Origin of the sequence: Promicromonospora sp. NFX87 (assembly GCF_048564965.1) — a bacterium.
In the GTDB taxonomy this organism is placed as follows: domain Bacteria; phylum Actinomycetota; class Actinomycetes; order Actinomycetales; family Cellulomonadaceae; genus Promicromonospora.
In genome coordinates this window covers 6,095,158-6,112,484 of record NZ_CP183413.1, presented here as the reverse complement: position 1 = coordinate 6,112,484, position 17,327 = coordinate 6,095,158, and the positions used below count along the sequence as shown (strand labels likewise).

The window sequence follows — 17,327 nt, the reverse complement described above, 5'->3', positions numbered from 1 at the left end:
TACCGAGATCGCAGAGATCCCGTGTGTGAGGGGACTCTCGGCCGTTCGATTCCGCCGTCGCCCACATGGCGGGTAGTCTTGGCCCTTGCTGTGAACCCTCCTGTCACGGAACGACCGTGACCGCTGAGACCAGAGGAGGTGGGTATACACATGCGTCAGTACGAAATGATGGTGATCCTTGACCCGGAGGTCGAGGAGCGCACCGTTGCCCCGTCGCTCGACAAGTACCTGTCGGTCATCACGACCGAGGGTGGCTCCGTCGACAAGGTGGACATCTGGGGGCGCCGCCGTCTGGCCTTCGAGATTCAGAAGAAGTCCGAGGGCATCTACGCCGTGGTCGACTTCACCGCGACGTCTGCCACCGCCAAGGAGCTGGACCGTCAGCTCGGCCTCAACGAGGTCGTGCTCCGGACCAAGATCCTGCGCACCGGCGACAAGTGAGTCGTCCGAACTGACCCCTCTTCGCCCGCGCGAGTGTCAGTGTCTCGTGGTTGCATTCACCGCGAGCCCGGACATCGCGTACGGAACGTCGACTGAATCGAGGAATTGGCATGGCTGGTGAAACTGTCATCACAGTGATCGGGAACCTTACCGGGGACCCTGAGCTGCGCTTCACCCCTTCAGGTGCTGCGGTCGCCAACTTCACGGTGGCGTCGACCCCGCGAACCTTCGACCGCCAGAGCAACGAGTGGAAGGACGGGGAAACCCTGTTCATGCGCTGCTCGATCTGGCGTGAGGCCGCGGAGAGCGTCGCGGAGTCGCTGACCAAGGGCACGCGCGTCATCGCGCAGGGTCGCCTGGTCCAGCGCTCCTACGACACCCGTGAGGGCGAGAAGCGAACCGTCGTCGAGCTGCAGGTGGACGAGATCGGTCCGTCCCTGCGCTACGCCACGGCCAAGGTCACCCGGGCCCAGCGGTCCGGTGGTGGCGGCGGTTTCGGTGGCGGTGGCGGCGGTGGCTTCAACGGTGGCGGTGCCCAGCAGGGTGGCGGCTCCGGTGGAGGATTCAGTTCTTCCGGTGGCGGTCAGAGCAATGACGACCCGTGGGCCACGGCAGGCCCGGCGTCGTCCGGTGGTTCGTTCTCGGACGACCCGCCGTTCTGATCGACATCCCCACGTTCATTCTTTTTGCTCGCACGGCCCGCCAGGCCGGGTGAGCAGCACCTGACAAAGGAGCAACACCATGGCAAAGCCTGTGGTGCGCAAGCCCAAGAAGAAGATCAACCCGCTCAAGTCGGCGAAGATCCACAACATCGACTACAAGGACACGGCGCTCCTGCGCAAGTTCATCTCTGACCGCGGAAAGATCCGTGCGCGTCGTGTCACTGGTGTCTCCGTGCAGGAGCAGCGTCAGATCGCGAAGGCCGTGAAGAACGCCCGCGAGATGGCCCTTCTCCCGTACACGTCGACGGCTCGCTGAGGAAGGGATCGAGAACAATGGCAAAGCTGATCCTGACCCACGAGGTGACCGGCCTGGGCGAGCCCGGCGACGTGGTCGAGGTGAAGGACGGGTACGCCCGTAACTTCCTCATCCCGCGTTCGCTGGCGACGCCTTGGACCAAGGGTGCCGAGTCCGACATCAACGCGATCCGTAAGGCCCGCAAGAGCCGCGAGATCGCATCGCTGGACGAGGCGAAGGCCCTGGCCTCCTCGCTGTCCGCGAAGCCTGTCGTCGTCGCGGCGAACGCCGGCCCTGGTGGCCGCCTGTTCGGTGCGGTGACCACGGCCGACATCGCCGGTGCGGTCTCCGCCGCCGGCGGCCCGTCCGTCGACAAGCGCAAGATCGAGATCGGTCAGTCCATCAAGACGACCGGCGACTACACCGTGTCGATCCGCCTGCACCCTGAGGTGTCGGCCAAGATCGGTGTGAAGGTCGTCGCCGACTGAGCTGACGCTCCGTCGACTGTCTGACCGCGCGATCGGAAGGCCCCGGTTCCCCTGTGGGGAGCCGGGGCCTTCCGCATGTGCGGCGCCGCCGGGCCGCATCGAGCGACATTTCACGGCAATTCCTTGAACATCTCTTGCCAATGGGTTAAACCTGGGTGCCAGGTCTACTCACTCGATGGCGAGGAGATGCCATGTTCCGGCAGAACCGGGCGGCTGCGGTCCGCCTGACGATCGCAGCTACCACGGCCGCCACCATGGCCCTGACGCTCGCCGCCTGCGGTAGCGGTGGCCCCGAGTCCGACGGCATGGTCACCGTCTGGACCGTCGAGACCCAGCCCGAACGCCTGGCGATCCAGGAGGAGGCGATGGCCGCCTGGTCCGAGCAGTCCGGCATCGAGACCGACCTGGTGCCGGTCGAGGAGGATCAGGTGTCGCAGCTCCTGTCCGCCGCGGCACTGTCCGGTGACGATATGCCGGACGTCGTCAACGCGATCAGCCCCGGGCTGGTCCGGGCCTTCGACCGCGACGGCTACCTCGACCGCGACGCCGCCGGCGAGGTGGTCGAGGCGCTCGGCGAGGAGACGTTCACGCCGTCGGCCCTCGAGCTGACCAGCGACGGCGACGAGCTGCTCGCCGTACCCTCGGACGCCTGGCCGATGCTGGTCTACTACCGCACCGACCTCTTCGAGGAGGCGGGCCTGGAGCCGCCCACCACGTACGACGACCTGCGGGCGGCGGCCGAGGAGCTCACGACGGAGGGCCGGCACGGCATCACGCTGGCCACCGACGCGGCCGACCCGTTCACGCAGCAGACGCTGGAGTTCCTGGCGCAGGGCAACGGCTGCGAGCTCGTCGACGACGCCGGCACGGCGACCCTCGACAGCCCGCAGTGCGCCGAGACGATAGAGCTCTACGCGGACCTGGCCGGCGACCTCTCGCCGGACGGCACCCAGGGCGTCGAGTCCTCCCGGTCCACCTACTTCGCCGGGCAGGCGGCGATGACCGTGTGGTCGTCGTTCCTGCTCGACGAGATGGCCGGGCTGCGGGAGGAGTTCACGCCGTCGTGCGACGAGTGCGGCGACGACCCGGGGTGGCTCGCCGAGAACACCGGAGTGGTTCCCGTGGTCGAGGGTCCGTCAGCGGGTGGCGAAGCCGCCGGGTACGTGGAGTTCGTGTCGTGGGGCATCACCGACGGCGCGGACCCCGAGACCGCCGACCTCGTCGAGTACATGATGTCCGACGCGTACGTGGACTGGCTGGCGATGGCGCCGGAGGGCAAGGTGCCCGTGCGGACCGGCACCGCGGACAACCCCACCGAGTACACGGACGCCTGGTCCGAGCTGGAGATCGGCGTCGACGCCAAGAAGACGTTCTCCGACGTCTGGCCGACTGAGGTGACCGACACGCTGGCCGCAGCACCCGAGTCCGCGGACCGCTGGGCGCTGCCACAGGGCCAGGGCGCGATCCTCGGCCCGATCACGAGCGAGCTGCCGCTCGCCAAGGCCGCGGCCGACCTCGGGTCGGGCACCACCGACGCCGCCGGGGCGCAGACGGCCATGCAGGACGCCGTGGCCGACATAGCGTCCCGCGACTAGGACCCATCGGAGGGGGCGGGATGGCGTCGAAGCTGCGGGGGTCCGAGAACCGGGACGGGATCGCGCTCGTCGTGCCCGTGGTCCTGGTGGTGGCCGCGATCATCGTCGTCCCCATCGTGTGGACGGTGGTGCTGTCCTTCCAGGACGCGCGTTACGTGGACGTGGCCCGCAACGGCCTGTTCAACGAGCTCACGCTCGACAACTACGTCGATGTCCTCGCGGCCCCGGCGTTCTGGCAGGCGCTGCTCACGACTGTCCAGTACTCGGTCGCGACCACCGCCGGGTCGATCACGGTGGGCCTGGTGGCTGCGCTCGCGTTCCGGGACCGGTTCCGTTTCCGGGCGCCGCTGCGTGCGGTGATGCTGCTGCCCTATGTCGCGCCGGTCGTGGCCACCACGTTCGTGTGGCAGGTGGCCCTGAACCCGCAGTACGGCGTGGTGAACGCGTTCGGCACCCAGGTGCTCGGGTGGGAGCACCCGGTCAACTTTCTCTCGTCCGCGCCCACCGCGCTCCTCACGGTCATCGTCTACGACATCTGGCGCTACTTCCCGTTCGCGTTCATGTTCCTCGGCGCGGCCCTGACCGGCCTCAGCCGCGAGATCGAGGAGGCCGCAGTGGTCGACGGCGCCACACCGCTGCAGAAGTTCTGGTTCGTGGTGCTGCCCCAGCTGCTGCCCACTGTCGCCCTGCTGGTGCTGTTCCGCATGGTCATGGCGTTCAACGAGTTCGACGACGTCTACCTGCTCACCGGCGGTGCGGCCGGCACGCAGGTGGCGTCCGTGCGGGTGTTCGAGCAGCTCACCGGATCGAGCGACATCGGGGGCGCCAGCGCCACCGCCGCGGTGATGGCCGTGTTCCTCGGCGTGGCGCTGGCGATCTACCTACGCCTGACGGCCAGGCAGAGGGAGGCGCGATGAGCGCGGTGACGGTCCAGACCAGGGTGCTGCGGGTACTACGGGTAGTAGTGATCGTCGGACTCGTCGTGGCCACCGTGGTGCCGTTCGTCTACATGCTCGCCCTGAGCTTCGTGCGCATCGACGACCTGCTGCGCGACCCGTTGCGCGTGCTGCCGGCGCTCGACCGGATCACCACCGAGACCTATCGCGAGGTCCTGGCCTCGGAGGAGGACGGCGGGTACGGGTTCGCGCGATTCATGCGCAACTCGGCGATCGTGGCGGTCGGGGCCTCTGCGCTGACCGTCGTGCTGGTGGTCCCGGCGTCGTACGCGCTGACGCGCCTGCGGTTCGCGGGACGCTCGCAGGTCTCGTGGCTGTTCCTTGCCGTCTACCTGTTCCCGACGATCATCATCGCGGTGCCGGTGTTCGTTGGGTTCCAGGTGCTGGGGCTGGGGTCGTCCCTGGTGGGGTTGGCGATCGCGTACGTCGCCCTGACAGTCCCGGTCTCCGTGCACATGCTGCGCAACTACCTCGTCGGCATCCCTGAGTCGATAGACGAGGCGGCGGTGATCGACGGCGCGTCGCGCCTCCAGATCCTGACGCGCATCACCGTGCCGCTGGCGATGCCCACGATCATGTCGACGGCGCTTTACTCGTTCATGATCGCCTGGAACGAGTTCCTGTTCGCGCTCCTGTTCCTGTCCGCCAAGCAGGACCTGTGGACGGTGTCGCTCGGGCTGACGCGGCTCGCCGACGGCCAGGAGGTGTCGAAGACGGTGCTCATGGCGGGCAGCGTGCTCCTCACGGTGCCGATCGTGATCCTGTACGGCGTGGCCGAGCGTGCCCTCACCGAAGGGCTGACAGCCGGCGCGGACAAGGGCTAGCGCCAGAGGCGACCGCGGGCGGGTCCGCGGGGCGCATCTGCGCTCGAATGCGCGGCTTGGTTGATGAGTTTCGCCGATCGGCGTCGGCGGGTGATCTTTCCCCGTTTTACTGAGTTGTGATCAATAGAGCGTTCCCCAGAGGGCCAACCGCCGGTACGTTCAGCCCAGATGCCCGAGATGACGGGCTTCGTGCTCGCCAACGGCGGCGAGCCCGGCGGTGGCGCCGGTTGGACAACTTTTTCGCGGGGCGACGGTGCCCGCGGAGCGAGAGGCGAACCGATGACGCAGTTGCACGCATCCCGACCAGCACAACCAGGGCCAGCACCAACGATCCTGATAGCGGTAGGTCTGGCCTTCCTGCTTGTCGGCGCGATCGTGGCCACGGCCTTCATGCTCCTGTTCCAGGGCCAGGTCGCGTCCGGCGCGAACCAGCTGGCTGACGGCGCGGGCGAGGTGAACGACGGCGTCCAGACCAGTCTGGTCTCCGGCGTCGACGAGCTCAGCGCTGGAGCCGTGGAGCTCAACGACGGCGTGCAGGACGAGGTCGTGCCGGGTGTCGAGAAGCTCGCTGACGGCGCCGGGCAGCTTGATGACGGGGCCGCCGAGCTGCGCGCGGGCGTGATCAAGCTGCACGACGGGTCGAAGAAGATCGCGGACGGTACCGCCGAGACGGCGGAGGACGTGTCCGAGCTTGCGGACGCGTCGCTGAAGCTGACGGCTGGCTCCACGAAGATCAGGGACGGGCTTGGCAGGCTGAACGACGGGGCACCCGAGCTCGCCGATGGAGCTGAGCGTCTTGCGGATGGGTCTCTCCTGGTCGCAGCCGGCGTCGCGACAGTCAGTGAGGGCGTCAGCCCGCTGGATGCGGGCGCGCGCCTGCTGGCTTCTGGTTCCGGCGCGCTTCGGGACGGCGTGGAGCAGGTCCGTGACGGTGTGACTCCGCTCGACGCGGGTGCTCGTCAGCTGGCGTCCGGGTCACAAGGTGTAGCAGCGGGGGCCGGGCTGGTCGATACAGCCGCCGGTCAGCTCGCCGACGGTTCCTCACGGGTCTTCGTCGGCAGCCAGACGCTGAACACCGGGCTGTCGCAGCTGGCCGCGAACAACAGCACCATCCTGGGTGGCGTGTCCGCGCTCCAGGGCGGTGCGGGCAACCTGGCATCTGGTGCCGCGGCACTGGACGCCGGAGCCGACAAGGTCGCCGGAGGCGCTCAGCAGCTCAACGCCGGCACCCCCGCCCTTGTTTCTGGTGCTGGTGCTGCGGCGGCCGGTGCCGATCAGGTCGCCGATGGTGCCGCCGCCGTGTCCGGCGGTGTCGGCGCCGCGAAGGACGGCGCGAACCAGTTGGCCGCCAGCATCGGAGGTCTGATCAGCGGGGCGCAGAACGTGCAGGGGGGCAACCAGGCACTTTCGGCACAGCTGAACCAGCTCGCCGATGCCACTGACGACGCGACGCTCAAGGGTCAGCTCCGGGCACTCGCGGACTCGGCGGGCAAGCTCGCCACCGGCGCCGGCCAGGTCAAGGACGGAGCGGCGCAGGCGCAGGGTGGGGCCTCCGGCCTCGGCTCCTCGCTGGGCGCGCTGTCGAAGGGAGCGTCCGACGTCTCCAACGGTGCATCAGCCGTGGCCGAGGGCACGGGGAAGGTCTCCACCGGGGTGAACCAGGTTGCCGCAGGGATCGGGCAGCTCTCGGCCGGTGCGAACGATGTGGCCGGCGGAGCGGAGCAGGTCAAGGACGGCAGCGCTTCCCTCCACGCCGGGTTCGGGCAGCTTGTGCCGGGCGTGGAGAAGTACGTGGCCGGCGTCGGCTCGGCATACGAGGGCAGCTCGACTCTCGTCGCGGGTAGCGGGCAGGTTGCCGGCGGCAACGCCCAGCTGGCGCAGAAGACTCCGGCCCTGGCCGCTGGCGCTTCGCAGGTCGCTAATGGCAATGCCAGCCTCGCTGTGGGGACCGGCCAGCTCAAGACTGGTCTGCCGGTGCTGCTCTCCGGTGCCGAACGGGTGGCAGAGGGCAACGCCGACCTCGCCGCCGGTACCGGCCAGCTCAAGGGTGGTCTGCCCGCACTGCTCTCGGGTGCGACCCAGGTCGCCGGCGGCAACGCCGGCCTGGCATCGAAGACACCGACGCTCGTCTCCGGCGTCGACCAGCTCTACGCCGGTTCCAGCAGGCTGACCGACGGCATCATCGAGGTACGCGACCGCGTGGTCCCGAAGGTCGCGAAGTCGCAGCGCCTCGCCGACGGGTCGGTCAAGGTCCGCGACGGACTGGAGGAGGCCCGGAAGGGCACCCGCACCCTCGTCGACGGCACAGGCGCCCTCGACGACGGCACGCAGACCCTGGCGGCCGGTGCCACCGATCTCGCGGCCGGGACGCAGCTGCTCGCTGACGGTTCCGGCAGGCTGGCCACGGGCACCACGGAGCTGGCGTCCGGGACGACGCGGCTGTCCGACGGCACCGGTGAGCTCCAGACCAAGGTCGGCGACGCGCCGGTGGGTGCGGTGGGCATCATCGTCATCATCGCCGCGGCGCTCGGTGTGCTGGCGGCCATCGCCGGTCTGATCCTGCAGAGCCGCCGTCGCGCCTGATCACCACCGATCACACAGATCACCGGGACGGAGCCAACAGCTCCGTCCCGGCGATCGTCATGTCGGACGTCGACTCACAGCTCGGCGAGCATGTCCGCCATCCGGTCGATCTCCGCCATCTGGTCGGCCGCGATGTTGGTCGCCAGCTCGAGGACCCGCTCCTCGCTGCCCGACCCGGCGACCTCCTCGCACATGGTGAGCGCACCCTCGTGATGCTTGATCATGCCGTCGAGGAACAGCCTGTCGAACTCGGTCCCGGACGCCCCCTCGAGCGCCGCCATCTCCGCGTCGGTCAGCATCCCGGGCATGTCGTCGGTGTCGTGCCCGTGCCCCGACGTCCGCGGGCCGGAGCCGTCGCCCGCCTCCGCGGTGAGCGGCACCGCGTAGTCGTTCTCCTCGAGCCAGCCGGACATGAGGTCGATCTCGCTGTCCTGCACGACGTCGATCCGGGCGGCGAACTTCTGCAGCTGCTCCGAGTCGCTCCGCTCCGGAACCAGCCCGGACATCTCGATCGCCTGCGTGTGGTGCACGATCATGTCGCTCAGGAAGTCGGCGTCGCCCTTCGAGAACTGAGCCTGGGCGGGTGCGCCCTTGTAGTCCTCGGGGGCGATCGTCTCGCTCTTCTCGCCGGGCTTACCCGGCTGCAGCACCACGGAGCTGGGCGTCGACACCGGTTCCGGCTCGTCGGCCGGCCCGGTGCAGCCGGCCAGGCCGAGGGTGAGCGGCATCAGCACGGCAAGGCCGGTAGCGACCGCGCGGAAGCGCGGCCGTCGTGCGGTACCTGTCAGCATCTCCACGGGGCGATCCTCTCGTACGTGCCGTCGCGTCCGGGTCTCCGGACTCCGACGGTTGGCGGCACGCGACGATCCTGCCAGGCAATTTGTCTCCGCTGTGTAAAAAAGGGCGCTTAGATTCGTGGTGCTGGCAGAACACTGTGGGTCAAACTGCCTATACCGACCTAGGAGGTGTGGCGCCCTTGCGTCGTCCAACCCTTACCCGATCGCACGTGCGGGGCGCCGCGGCCGCTGCCCTCGCGGCGGTGCTCACGGCGACAATGCTCGCCGGCGCGGCACCGAGCCTGGCCTCGCCCGGCGACGGTACGGCGGAGCAGTTCGCCGCCGGCACGGCCTCGACGTCCTCGGCCGCCCCGGACGTACCCCCGGGCAAGACCGAGTCCTCGAAGATCAAGCACCTGAGCAACCAGCCCAAGAACGGCGCACTGCGGGACACGGGCTCGGACCTCGCGTTCCAGGGCAAGTACGCGTTCGCCGGCAACTACGCCGGCTTCACCGTCTACGACCTCTCCGACCCGGAGAACCCCGAGCAGGTGGTCCAGGTCCGCTGTCCGGGCGGCCAGAACGACGTCTCGGTCTACAAGGACATCCTGATCCTGTCCACGGACGCGTCGCGCAGCGACGACTCGTGCAAGTCGAAGGGGCTCCCCGAGACCAAGAAGGCGGCCTGGGAAGGCATCAAGGTCTGGGACATCTCCAACCCGCGGAAGCCGAAGTACGTCCAGTCCGTCGAGACCGACTGCGGTTCGCACACGCACTCCCTGGCCCCGTCCGAGAACGGGCGTGACCTGTACGTGTACGTCTCCTCGTACTTCCCGGCCAAGGCGTTCCCGGACTGCCAGCCGCCGCACGACAAGATCTCGATCGTGAAGGTCCCGCTGAGCTCGCCGGAGTCGGCCCGCGTCGTCTCGACGCCGAACCTGTTCCCGGGCGGCGGTTACAAGGGCGACCCCAACGGCGAGGGCTGGGCGACCAGCGGCTGCCACGACATCACCACCTACGCCAAGTACGACCTGGCGGCCGGTGCGTGCATGGGTGACGGCATCCTGATGGACATCTCCGACCGAGAGCACCCCCGGGTGATCGACCGGGTCCGGGACACCGAGAACTTCGCGTTCTGGCACTCGGCCACCTTCAACGACGATGCCACCAAGGTCGTGTTCACGGACGAGCTGGGCGGTGGCGGTCTCGCGACCTGCACCAAGGAGTACGCGCCGGAGCTGGGCGCCAACGGCATCTACGACATCAAGCGCAAGGCGGGCGGCAAGAAGGACCTCGTCTTCAGGTCGTACTACAAGATCCCGCGCATCAACACGGAGAACGAGAACTGCGTCGCGCACAACGGCTCGCTCATCCCGGTGCCGGGCAAGGACGTGATGGTCCAGTCCTGGTACCAGGGCGGCGTCTCGGTGTTCGACTTCACGGACTCCCGCAACCCGCGTGAGCTCGCGTGGTTCGACCGCGGTGAGGGCGTGAGCAACGGCGGTACGTGGTCCACGTACTACTACAACGGCTACGCCTACTCGAACGACCTCGACATCGGCTTCGACACCTTCGAGATCGCCGACTCGATCGACGGGAAGGCCGAGAAGGTGCGGCTCCCGTCCCTGAACCCGCAGATGCAGGAGTCGTTCGACCGCTGACGCGTCCGCGTAGCGGCTCCTGCGCACCAGGCTGCCCGACGGCGACGGGGTGCCTTCCGTACGGAAGGTGCCCCGTCCGCCGTCGGGCAGCCTTGCGTCGCTTGGGGCAATTGTCACCACTGTGTAAAAAAACACCAAGAGTCCTGGTACTGAGAGGTTGCTGTGAGCGACACTGCCTCAACCGACCTAGGAGGTGTGACGCCCGTGCGTCGTCCAACCTTTACCCGATCTCGCGTCCGGGGTGCCACTGGCGTCGCCCTGACAGCGTTCTTCGCTGCGGCGACGGTGGCACTGGCAGGGCCCGTGGCTGCATCTGTCGCCGAGCCGGACGTGCCGCCGGGCGAGACGCAGTCCTCGAACATGACCCACCTCAGCAACCAGCCCAAGAACGGCGCGCTGCAGGGTACGGGTTCGGACATCGCGTTCCAGGGCAAGTACGCGTTCGCCGGCAACTACGACGGGTTCACCGTCTACGACCTGACGGACAAGGAGAATCCCGAGCAGGTCGTCCAGGTGTACTGCCCGGGCTCGCAGAACGACGTCTCGGTCTACAAGAACCTGCTGGTGCTGTCGACCGACTCGTCGCGCAGCGACGACTCGTGCGCGTCGACGTCGCTCCCCGCCACCGAGAAGGCGGCCTGGGAGGGCATCAAGATCTGGGACATCTCGAACCCGCTCGCCCCGGAGTACATCAAGTCGATCGAGACGGAGTGCGGCTCGCACACGCACTCGCTCGCTCCGGCCAAGGACGGCCGGAACCTCTACGCCTACGTTTCCTCGTACTCGCCGAACGCGACGTACCCGGACTGCCAGCCGCCGCACGACTTCGTCTCGATCGTGAAGATCCCGCTGAAGAACCCGACGTCGGCGAAGCTGGTCGCCACGCCGAACCTGTTCCCGGACGGCGGCTACGAGGGCGACCCCGCCCGCAGGGCCTCGACGACGAGCGGTTGCCACGACATCACCACCTACGCCAAGTACGACCTGGCGGCCGGCGCGTGCATGGGTGACGGCATCCTGATGGACATCAAGGACCGTGAGCGTCCCCGCGTGATCAGCCAGGTGCGGGACACGGTCAACTTCGCGTTCTGGCACTCGGCGACGTTCAACAACGACGCCACCAAGGTGGTCTTCACCGACGAGCTCGGCGGCGGCGGTCTCGCGACCTGCACCGACGAGTACGCGCCGGAGCTGGGCGCCAACGGCATCTACGACATCAAGCGCTCCTGGTACGGCAAGAAGGAGCTGGAGTTCGCGTCGTACTACAAGATCCCGCGGATCAACACGGCCGCGGAGAACTGCGTCGCGCACAACGGCTCGCTGATCCCGGTCAAGGGCAAGGACATCATGGTCCAGTCCTGGTACCAGGGCGGCGTCTCCGTCTTCGACTTCACCGACTCGGACAACCCGCGCGAGCTCGCGTGGTTCGACCGCGGTGAGGGCCTGAGCAGCGGCGGCACCTGGTCGACGTACTACTACAACGGGTACGCCTACTCGAACGACCTCGGCATCGGGTTCGACACGTTCGACATCGACGACTCGATCGACGGCCGGGCCGAGCGGGTCAAGCAGTACAGCCTGAACCCGCAGATGCAGGAGTCGTACGGCTACTGACGCCACACCGCTGACGTAGAACGAGGGCGAGGCGGTCTCGACAAGCTCGACCAGCGATGGTCGAGCTTGTCGAGACCACCTCGCCCTCGTCCTGTCTCGCCCTGGTTGTACCTCGGCGGAGGGGTCTGGGTCTCGTGTGAGGGTTTTCCGTGATGGCGCGACCAGGGCTTTGTATGGGAACCTCCCGGACATGACGCCCCAGGACTCGACGACCGAGGAGACCACCCCGCCGTCGGGCAGCGTGCCTGACGCGGAGAGGCCGACGCCGGAGTACGGGCTGCGCCGCCGCCTCCGGCTCATGGGGGCGGTGCTCGCCGGCGGGCTCGCCGTCGTGCTGGCCCTGCTGCTCTGGCTGGGCGTGCTGGTCCCGGCCAAGCAGAAGGCCGCCGGCTACTCGGACGCGGACGCCACCTACGCCGCCGTCGCGATCGAGCACAACGCGCAGGCGGTCCAGCTGACGGCGCTCGCCCCCGGCCGGTCCACCGACGACGACGTGCTCGCCCTCGCGGTCGAGGTGGGCGAGGCTTCGGCGGGCCGGGTCGAGGACCTCGCCGCATGGCTCCAGGCGCGGGACATCCCGGTGCCGGCGGCAGGCCGGGAGGCGCTCGCGCTCGCCGAGGACGGCCTGACGACCGAGCTGCCCGACGACGGCAGCGGCCCCCGCGCCGGCGCGACCGCACACTCGCACGAGGGCGGGAGCCACGGCATGCTCACCGACGAGCAGGTGAACGGGATCGCCGCGCTCCACGCGCAGGACTTCGACATCGCGCTGCTGGCCGCGCTCGTGGAGCACCACTACGGCGGGCTGCAGCCCGCCGACCAGGAGATCAGCGGGGGCGAGGACGCCGAGGCCAAGGCGCTGGCGCAGGCCGAGGCCGACGCCATCCGCGTCGAGGTGGAAGAGGTCCGCGACGCGCTCGCGTCCATCGGCGGGCCGGGCTCCAACGACGGGTCCGGCTCGTAGCCGAGCCGGACCGGGGCAGGGCGCGAAGGCCGCGCCCGGACGGTCAGGGCGCCGTGACGAAGATGTCGAACAGCTCCGGGTGGTGGCCGTGCACCAGGACGGCGAACACGACGGCGTCGAACAGCAGGTGGACCGCCACGACGTAGCTGAGCGACTTGAACTTCGCGAAGATCCAGCCCTGGACCAGGGCGAACGGCACGGTGAGCAGCGGTCCCCACTCGCGGTAGCCGAGCTCCCACAGGAACGACACGAAGATCATCGACTGCAGCAGGTTGGCCTGCCACATCGGGAAGTGCTTGCAGAGCAGGGCGAACACCACGCAGATGAAGAACAGCTCGTCCCAGATGCCGACGGCGTTCACGCCCACGAAGAGCCGCCAGATGTCCTGCGACCCGTCGAGGTCCGGCCAGTTGAGGTAGGCGCCGGAGCCGAGGAAGTAGAACGGCAGCAGCACGTACCCGAGCGCCACGACGGCGGCCAGGTAGACCCACTGCCCGCGGGTCCAGCGGCGCCCGGTCAGCACGGGGAACTGGATGGTGTCCTGCTTCAGTACGAACCGCGACAGCGCCCACGGCACCAGCACCGAACCGCCGAGCGCCAGGGTGAAGCGCAGCATCCCGGCGTCGGACAGGTCGGCCTCCAGCGAGATCGTCGAGATGATCCCGAGCCCCACGCCGATCAGCGCCAGGTCGCGGCCCAGTGCGCGGTCGGCCCACAGGCCCAGCGCTATGCCCAGCACCAGCGGCAGGTAAGCGATCGGTCGGATGTGGACGGCGAAGAGCAGGATCGCCGACGCCGAGACGAGGAAGGCGGCGGTGAGACGCGCCGGGCCGACCAGCGAGGTGGGCAGGGTGAGGGTCACGGGGACGAGGTTCCCACAAGAACGGGATGCGTTGTCGACGTCCGGCCTGGTTCTTCCCGTTCCGGGACAACTAGAGTCAGTGCGCAGTAACGATTTCATCCAGGTTCCGGCCCCCAGACGGGCCGGCCACCCCGGCAAGGAGGCCGTCGTGCGCTCACCCGAGCACGTTGAGCTGGTTCGGAACAATCCGGACCTCCCCCCGGTGGCGGTCATCGACCGCAGACCGATGACTCCCGGCAAGAAGCTGATCTTCGCGGTGATCGGGCTGGTCGCGGCGGTCGCGTGGGCCCTCGTCGCGTTCGTGCGCGGCGAAGCGGTCAACGGCGCCTACTTCGTCGTCGCCGCCGTCGGCACCTACGTCGTCGCCTACCGCTTCTACGCCCGGCTGATCGAGTACAAGGTCGTGCGCCCGCGGGACGACCGCGCGACGCCCGCCGAGCAGCACGAGAACGGCAGGGACTTCGCGCCCACGGACCGTCGGGTGCTGTTCGGCCACCACTTCGCCGCCATCGCCGGCGCGGGCCCGCTGGTCGGCCCGGTGCTCGCCGCGCAGATGGGCTACCTGCCCGGCACCCTCTGGATCATCATCGGTGCGGTCCTGGCGGGCTGCGTGCAGGACTACCTCGTCCTGTGGCTGTCCACGCGACGCCGCGGCCGCTCGCTCGGCCAGATGATCCGCGACGAGATGGGCCGCGTCGGTGGCGCCGCCGGCCTGATCGGTGTCTTCGTCATCATGATCATCATCCTGGCCGTCCTCGCCCTCGTGGTGGTCAACGCCCTGGCCGAGTCGCCGTGGGGCGTGTTCTCCGTCGGCATGACCATCCCGATCGCCCTCTTCATGGGCGTCTACCTCCGATACCTGCGCCCGGGCCGGGTGTCCGAGGTCTCGGTGATCGGCGTGGTGCTGCTGGTCCTCGCGATCGTGGCGGGCGGCTGGGTGGCCGACACCCCCTGGGGTGCCGAGACGTTCACGCTCGAGCCGGTGACCGTCGCCTGGCTCATCGTGGGCTACGGGTTCCTCGCATCGGTGCTGCCGGTGTGGCTGCTGCTCGCGCCGCGCGACTACCTGTCCACGTTCATGAAGGTGGGCACCATCGTGCTGCTCGCCATCGGCGTGCTCATCGCGCAGCCCGCGGTGCAGGCCCCCGCCGTGTCGAGCTTCGCGATAGAGGGCAACGGGCCCGCGTTCGCCGGATCCCTGTTCCCGTTCCTGTTCATCACCATCGCGTGCGGTGCGCTGTCCGGGTTCCACGCCCTGATCTCGTCCGGCACGAGCCCCAAGCTGGTCGAGAAGGAGAGCCAGCTCCGGCTCATCGGCTACGGCGGCATGCTCACCGAGTCGTTCGTGGCGATCATGGCCCTGGTCACCGCCATCTCCATCGACCAGCACCTGTACTTCACGATGAACGCCCCGGCCTCGCTCACGGGTGGTGAGCCGGCTGCCGCGGCGGACTACGTGAACGGCCTCGGCCTGGGCGGCACGCCCGCCACGGCGGCCGACATCCAGGGCGCCGCCGACGCCGTCGGCGAGGAGTCGATCGTCTCCCGCACCGGCGGTGCGCCGACGCTCGCGTTCGGCATGTCCCAGATCCTCGGCTCGTTCCTGGGTGGCGCCGGCATGCAGGCGTTCTGGTACCACTTCGCGATCATGTTCGAGGCGCTCTTCATCCTCACCACCGTCGACGCCGGTACGCGCGTCGCCCGCTTCATGCTGTCCGACACGCTCGGCAACCTCGGCGGTCCGCTGCGCAAGTTCCGCGACCCGTCCTGGCGGGTGGGCGCCTGGATCTGCTCGATAGTGGTGTGCGGCCTGTGGGGCGCGATCCTGCTCATGGGCGTGACCGACCCGCTGGGCGGCATCAACTCGCTGTTCCCGCTGTTCGGCATCGCGAACCAGCTGCTCGCCGCCATGGCGCTCGCCCTGGTCACGGTGGTGGTGGTCAAGAAGGGCTACCTCAAGTGGGCGTGGATCCCCGCCGTCCCGCTGGTGTGGGACCTCGCGGTGACCATGACGGCGTCGTACCAGAAGATCTTCTCCCCGGAGCCGACCCTCGGGTTCTGGGCGAACCACAACGCGTTCCGCGAGGCGCGGGCAGCGGGCGAGACGTCGTTCGGGACCGCCGCCGACCCGGCTGCGATGGACGCCGTCATCCGCAACACATTCCTGCAGGGCACGCTGTCCATCGTCTTCGCGCTGCTCGTGCTGACCGTGGCGCTGGTGGCGCTGTGGGTGTGCGTCAAGGCGATCCGGGCGGGCGGCCTGCCGACCAGCGAGGAGCCGGACTCGCAGTCGTCGACGTTCGCGCCGTCCGGCCTCGTGCCCACCGACGCCGAACGGGAGGTGGCAGCCCAGTGGACCGCCTACTACGAGGAGAACCCGGGCAAGCTCCGGACGGGGACGCACGCGTGAGCTCGCACCCGGTAGCGGGTCGGACGGCGGACGGCGGCGTGCTCGCCGTCGTCCGCCGGGGCTGGCGCGCGCTGGCCTGGTACGTCACCGGGGTGCTGGGCGAGAGCGACTACCCGCGGTACGTGGCGCACCTGCGCCGGGTGCACCCGGACGCCGCCGTGCCGACCGCGAGCGAGTACTGGCGGGACCGCTACGCGGCCCAGGACGCGACCCCAACCGCGCGCTGCTGCTGACCGCTCCGCAACGCTCCGCCGAAGTAGAGCGAGCGTCCGGACACCCGCTCTACTTCGGCGACCGGGCACTGGCGAGGTAGAGCGGGTGTCCGGACACCCGCTCTACTTCGGCGGAGCGTTGCGGGGCAGGTCGGCTAGGTCAGGTGGTCGAAGTCGCCGCGGGTCCAGGCCGCGTGGCGCTCCGCCGAGCGCAGCACGATCCCGCGCGCGTCGACGGGGATCACGCCCCGGAAGTTGTTGTAGAGCCTGTCGAACTCGAACCGTCCCACGTGGCGGGCAACCCGCTGGACCACGGGCCCCGAGAGCGGGATCCGGTTCGGGTAGCTGCGCATGAACGAGACCGACGTCCGGTCCGGGTTGGCGAAGATCGTGTCGCCGCTCAACAGCACACCCTTCCCTGACGCGCCCGCCGTCCAGTGCGCCACCGAGGAACCGGGGAAGTGCCCGCCCGGCTGGCTCAGCGTCACGCCGGGCAGGATCTCCCGGTCGCCCTTCCACAGCTCCACCGCGTCGTCGGTCCGGGCGAGCCAGCCGGCGTCGACCTCACTGACCAGGATCGGGACGCCGCCAAGCCGGCGGCTCCACTCGACCTGCACGCCGTACATGTGCGGATGGCTCGCCACGATGTACGCCAGCCCGCCGAGGCCGCGGACGGCGGCGACCGCGGCGTCGTCCACATAGCCCGGGACGTCGAACATGAGGTTCCCCCGCGCCGTCCGGACGACCTTCGCGGTGGGGCCGATGCCGACGTCAGGCACGGTGGTGAGGCCGAACAGGTCGGGTTCGAGCTCCTCGACGGCGATGCTCTGCCCTTCCGCCGCGAGCTCTTCCAGCGTGGTCCACTGCTGCCCGTCGGCAGGCACCCACTGGCGTTCGTCCGCGCAGACGGCGCACACCTCGGGCCGGGACTCGTGCTCCACGCCGCACGTGCGGCAGATCCAGAACGTCATCGTGAGGTCTCCT

The 17,327-nt window shown here is 69.0% G+C and carries 16 protein-coding genes; 13 read left to right on the top strand and 3 right to left on the bottom strand.

Going from position 1 to position 17,327, the window contains the following annotated elements; all coding sequences use genetic code 11:
* The first annotated feature begins 150 nt into the window (after positions 1–150).
* The 8 genes from rpsF to ACNYC2_RS27300 all read left to right on the top strand — a co-directional run bounded on the left by rpsF (position 151) and on the right by ACNYC2_RS27300 (position 7,844).
* Positions 151–441: a 30S ribosomal protein S6 gene (gene rpsF / locus ACNYC2_RS27335; RefSeq protein WP_207775488.1), complete on the top strand. Its 291-nt coding sequence runs from the start codon at positions 151–153 to the stop codon at positions 439–441.
* 110 nt (positions 442–551) lie between these two features.
* Positions 552–1,103: a single-stranded DNA-binding protein gene (locus ACNYC2_RS27330; RefSeq protein WP_116673132.1), complete on the top strand. Its 552-nt coding sequence runs from the start codon at positions 552–554 to the stop codon at positions 1,101–1,103.
* Positions 1,104–1,182: 79 nt separating this feature from the next.
* Positions 1,183–1,419, top strand: a complete 237-nt coding sequence (gene rpsR, locus ACNYC2_RS27325; protein ID WP_116673133.1) for a 30S ribosomal protein S18 — start codon at positions 1,183–1,185, stop codon at positions 1,417–1,419.
* Positions 1,420–1,436: 17 nt separating this feature from the next.
* The gene (rplI, locus tag ACNYC2_RS27320) at positions 1,437–1,886 is read left to right on the top strand and encodes a 50S ribosomal protein L9 (RefSeq protein ID WP_116673134.1); all 450 of its coding nucleotides are present in this window, start codon (positions 1,437–1,439) and stop codon (positions 1,884–1,886) included.
* A 191-nt stretch (positions 1,887–2,077) separates the two neighbouring features.
* A complete protein-coding gene (locus ACNYC2_RS27315) occupies positions 2,078–3,481 on the top strand; it encodes an ABC transporter substrate-binding protein (protein ID WP_419704757.1) in 1,404 nt (467 codons plus the stop codon).
* A gap of 20 nt (positions 3,482–3,501) precedes the next feature.
* The gene (locus ACNYC2_RS27310; RefSeq protein WP_419704756.1) at positions 3,502–4,398 is read left to right on the top strand and encodes a carbohydrate ABC transporter permease; all 897 of its coding nucleotides are present in this window, start codon (positions 3,502–3,504) and stop codon (positions 4,396–4,398) included.
* On the top strand, positions 4,395–5,261 hold the full coding sequence (locus ACNYC2_RS27305) for a carbohydrate ABC transporter permease (protein WP_419704755.1): 867 nt from the start codon (positions 4,395–4,397) through the stop codon (positions 5,259–5,261). The genes ACNYC2_RS27310 and ACNYC2_RS27305 overlap by 4 nt, the downstream gene beginning before the upstream one ends.
* Positions 5,262–5,636: 375 nt before the next feature.
* Entirely contained in the window at positions 5,637–7,844 is a 2,208-nt protein-coding gene (locus tag ACNYC2_RS27300) for a hypothetical protein (protein WP_419704754.1), read from the top strand.
* Between the two features lie 74 nt (positions 7,845–7,918).
* Here ACNYC2_RS27300 and ACNYC2_RS27295 read toward each other — a convergent pair whose 3' ends face one another.
* Complete coding sequence (locus tag ACNYC2_RS27295; RefSeq protein ID WP_419707914.1) at positions 7,919–8,635, bottom strand: DUF305 domain-containing protein; 717 nt, start codon at positions 8,633–8,635, stop codon at positions 7,919–7,921.
* Positions 8,636–8,850: 215 nt separating this feature from the next.
* Here ACNYC2_RS27295 and ACNYC2_RS27290 point away from each other — a divergent pair, with 215 nt between their 5' ends.
* The 3 genes from ACNYC2_RS27290 (at position 8,851) to ACNYC2_RS27280 (ending at position 12,859) form a co-directional block, all read left to right on the top strand.
* On the top strand, positions 8,851–10,281 hold the full coding sequence (locus ACNYC2_RS27290) for an LVIVD repeat-containing protein (RefSeq protein WP_419704753.1): 1,431 nt from the start codon (positions 8,851–8,853) through the stop codon (positions 10,279–10,281).
* Between the two features lie 303 nt (positions 10,282–10,584).
* Positions 10,585–11,895 carry an LVIVD repeat-containing protein gene (locus ACNYC2_RS27285; protein WP_377136549.1) on the top strand — a complete coding sequence of 437 codons (1,311 nt, stop codon included), beginning with the start codon at positions 10,585–10,587 and terminating at the stop codon, positions 11,893–11,895.
* A gap of 190 nt (positions 11,896–12,085) precedes the next feature.
* Positions 12,086–12,859, top strand: a complete 774-nt coding sequence (locus tag ACNYC2_RS27280; RefSeq protein WP_419704752.1) for a DUF305 domain-containing protein — start codon at positions 12,086–12,088, stop codon at positions 12,857–12,859.
* A gap of 43 nt (positions 12,860–12,902) precedes the next feature.
* Here the strand turns inward: ACNYC2_RS27280 and ACNYC2_RS27275 are convergent, their stop codons facing one another.
* The gene (locus ACNYC2_RS27275; protein WP_419704751.1) at positions 12,903–13,721 is read right to left on the bottom strand and encodes a type II CAAX prenyl endopeptidase Rce1 family protein; all 819 of its coding nucleotides are present in this window, start codon (positions 13,719–13,721) and stop codon (positions 12,903–12,905) included.
* A 148-nt stretch (positions 13,722–13,869) separates the two neighbouring features.
* Between ACNYC2_RS27275 and ACNYC2_RS27270 the strand changes: the two genes are divergently transcribed.
* Together ACNYC2_RS27270 and ACNYC2_RS27265 are read left to right on the top strand one after the other, a co-directional pair.
* Positions 13,870–16,131, top strand: a complete 2,262-nt coding sequence (locus ACNYC2_RS27270; protein WP_419704750.1) for a carbon starvation CstA family protein — start codon at positions 13,870–13,872, stop codon at positions 16,129–16,131.
* The gene (locus ACNYC2_RS27265; protein ID WP_419704749.1) at positions 16,128–16,364 is read left to right on the top strand and encodes a YbdD/YjiX family protein; all 237 of its coding nucleotides are present in this window, start codon (positions 16,128–16,130) and stop codon (positions 16,362–16,364) included. The genes ACNYC2_RS27270 and ACNYC2_RS27265 overlap by 4 nt, the downstream gene beginning before the upstream one ends.
* A gap of 134 nt (positions 16,365–16,498) precedes the next feature.
* Here the strand turns inward: ACNYC2_RS27265 and ACNYC2_RS27260 are convergent, their stop codons facing one another.
* The gene (locus ACNYC2_RS27260) at positions 16,499–17,314 is read right to left on the bottom strand and encodes a hydrolase (protein ID WP_419704748.1); all 816 of its coding nucleotides are present in this window, start codon (positions 17,312–17,314) and stop codon (positions 16,499–16,501) included.
* Between the last annotated feature and the right edge of the window lie 13 nt (positions 17,315–17,327).

Bases quoted from the DNA above. Each gene is read 5' to 3' on its own strand.
- rpsF (WP_207775488.1), top strand. From the start codon at position 151: ATGCGTCAGTACGAAATGATGGTGATCCTTGACCCGGAGGTCGAGGAG.
- ACNYC2_RS27330 (WP_116673132.1), top strand. From the start codon at position 552: ATGGCTGGTGAAACTGTCATCACAGTGATCGGGAACCTTACCGGGGAC.
- rpsR (WP_116673133.1), top strand. From the start codon at position 1,183: ATGGCAAAGCCTGTGGTGCGCAAGCCCAAGAAGAAGATCAACCCGCTC.
- rplI (WP_116673134.1), top strand. From the start codon at position 1,437: ATGGCAAAGCTGATCCTGACCCACGAGGTGACCGGCCTGGGCGAGCCC.
- ACNYC2_RS27315 (WP_419704757.1), top strand. From the start codon at position 2,078: ATGTTCCGGCAGAACCGGGCGGCTGCGGTCCGCCTGACGATCGCAGCT.
- ACNYC2_RS27310 (WP_419704756.1), top strand. From the start codon at position 3,502: ATGGCGTCGAAGCTGCGGGGGTCCGAGAACCGGGACGGGATCGCGCTC.
- ACNYC2_RS27305 (WP_419704755.1), top strand. From the start codon at position 4,395: ATGAGCGCGGTGACGGTCCAGACCAGGGTGCTGCGGGTACTACGGGTA.
- ACNYC2_RS27295 (WP_419707914.1), bottom strand. From the start codon at position 8,635: ATGCTGACAGGTACCGCACGACGGCCGCGCTTCCGCGCGGTCGCTACC.
- ACNYC2_RS27280 (WP_419704752.1), top strand. From the start codon at position 12,086: ATGACGCCCCAGGACTCGACGACCGAGGAGACCACCCCGCCGTCGGGC.
- ACNYC2_RS27260 (WP_419704748.1), bottom strand. From the start codon at position 17,314: ATGACGTTCTGGATCTGCCGCACGTGCGGCGTGGAGCACGAGTCCCGG.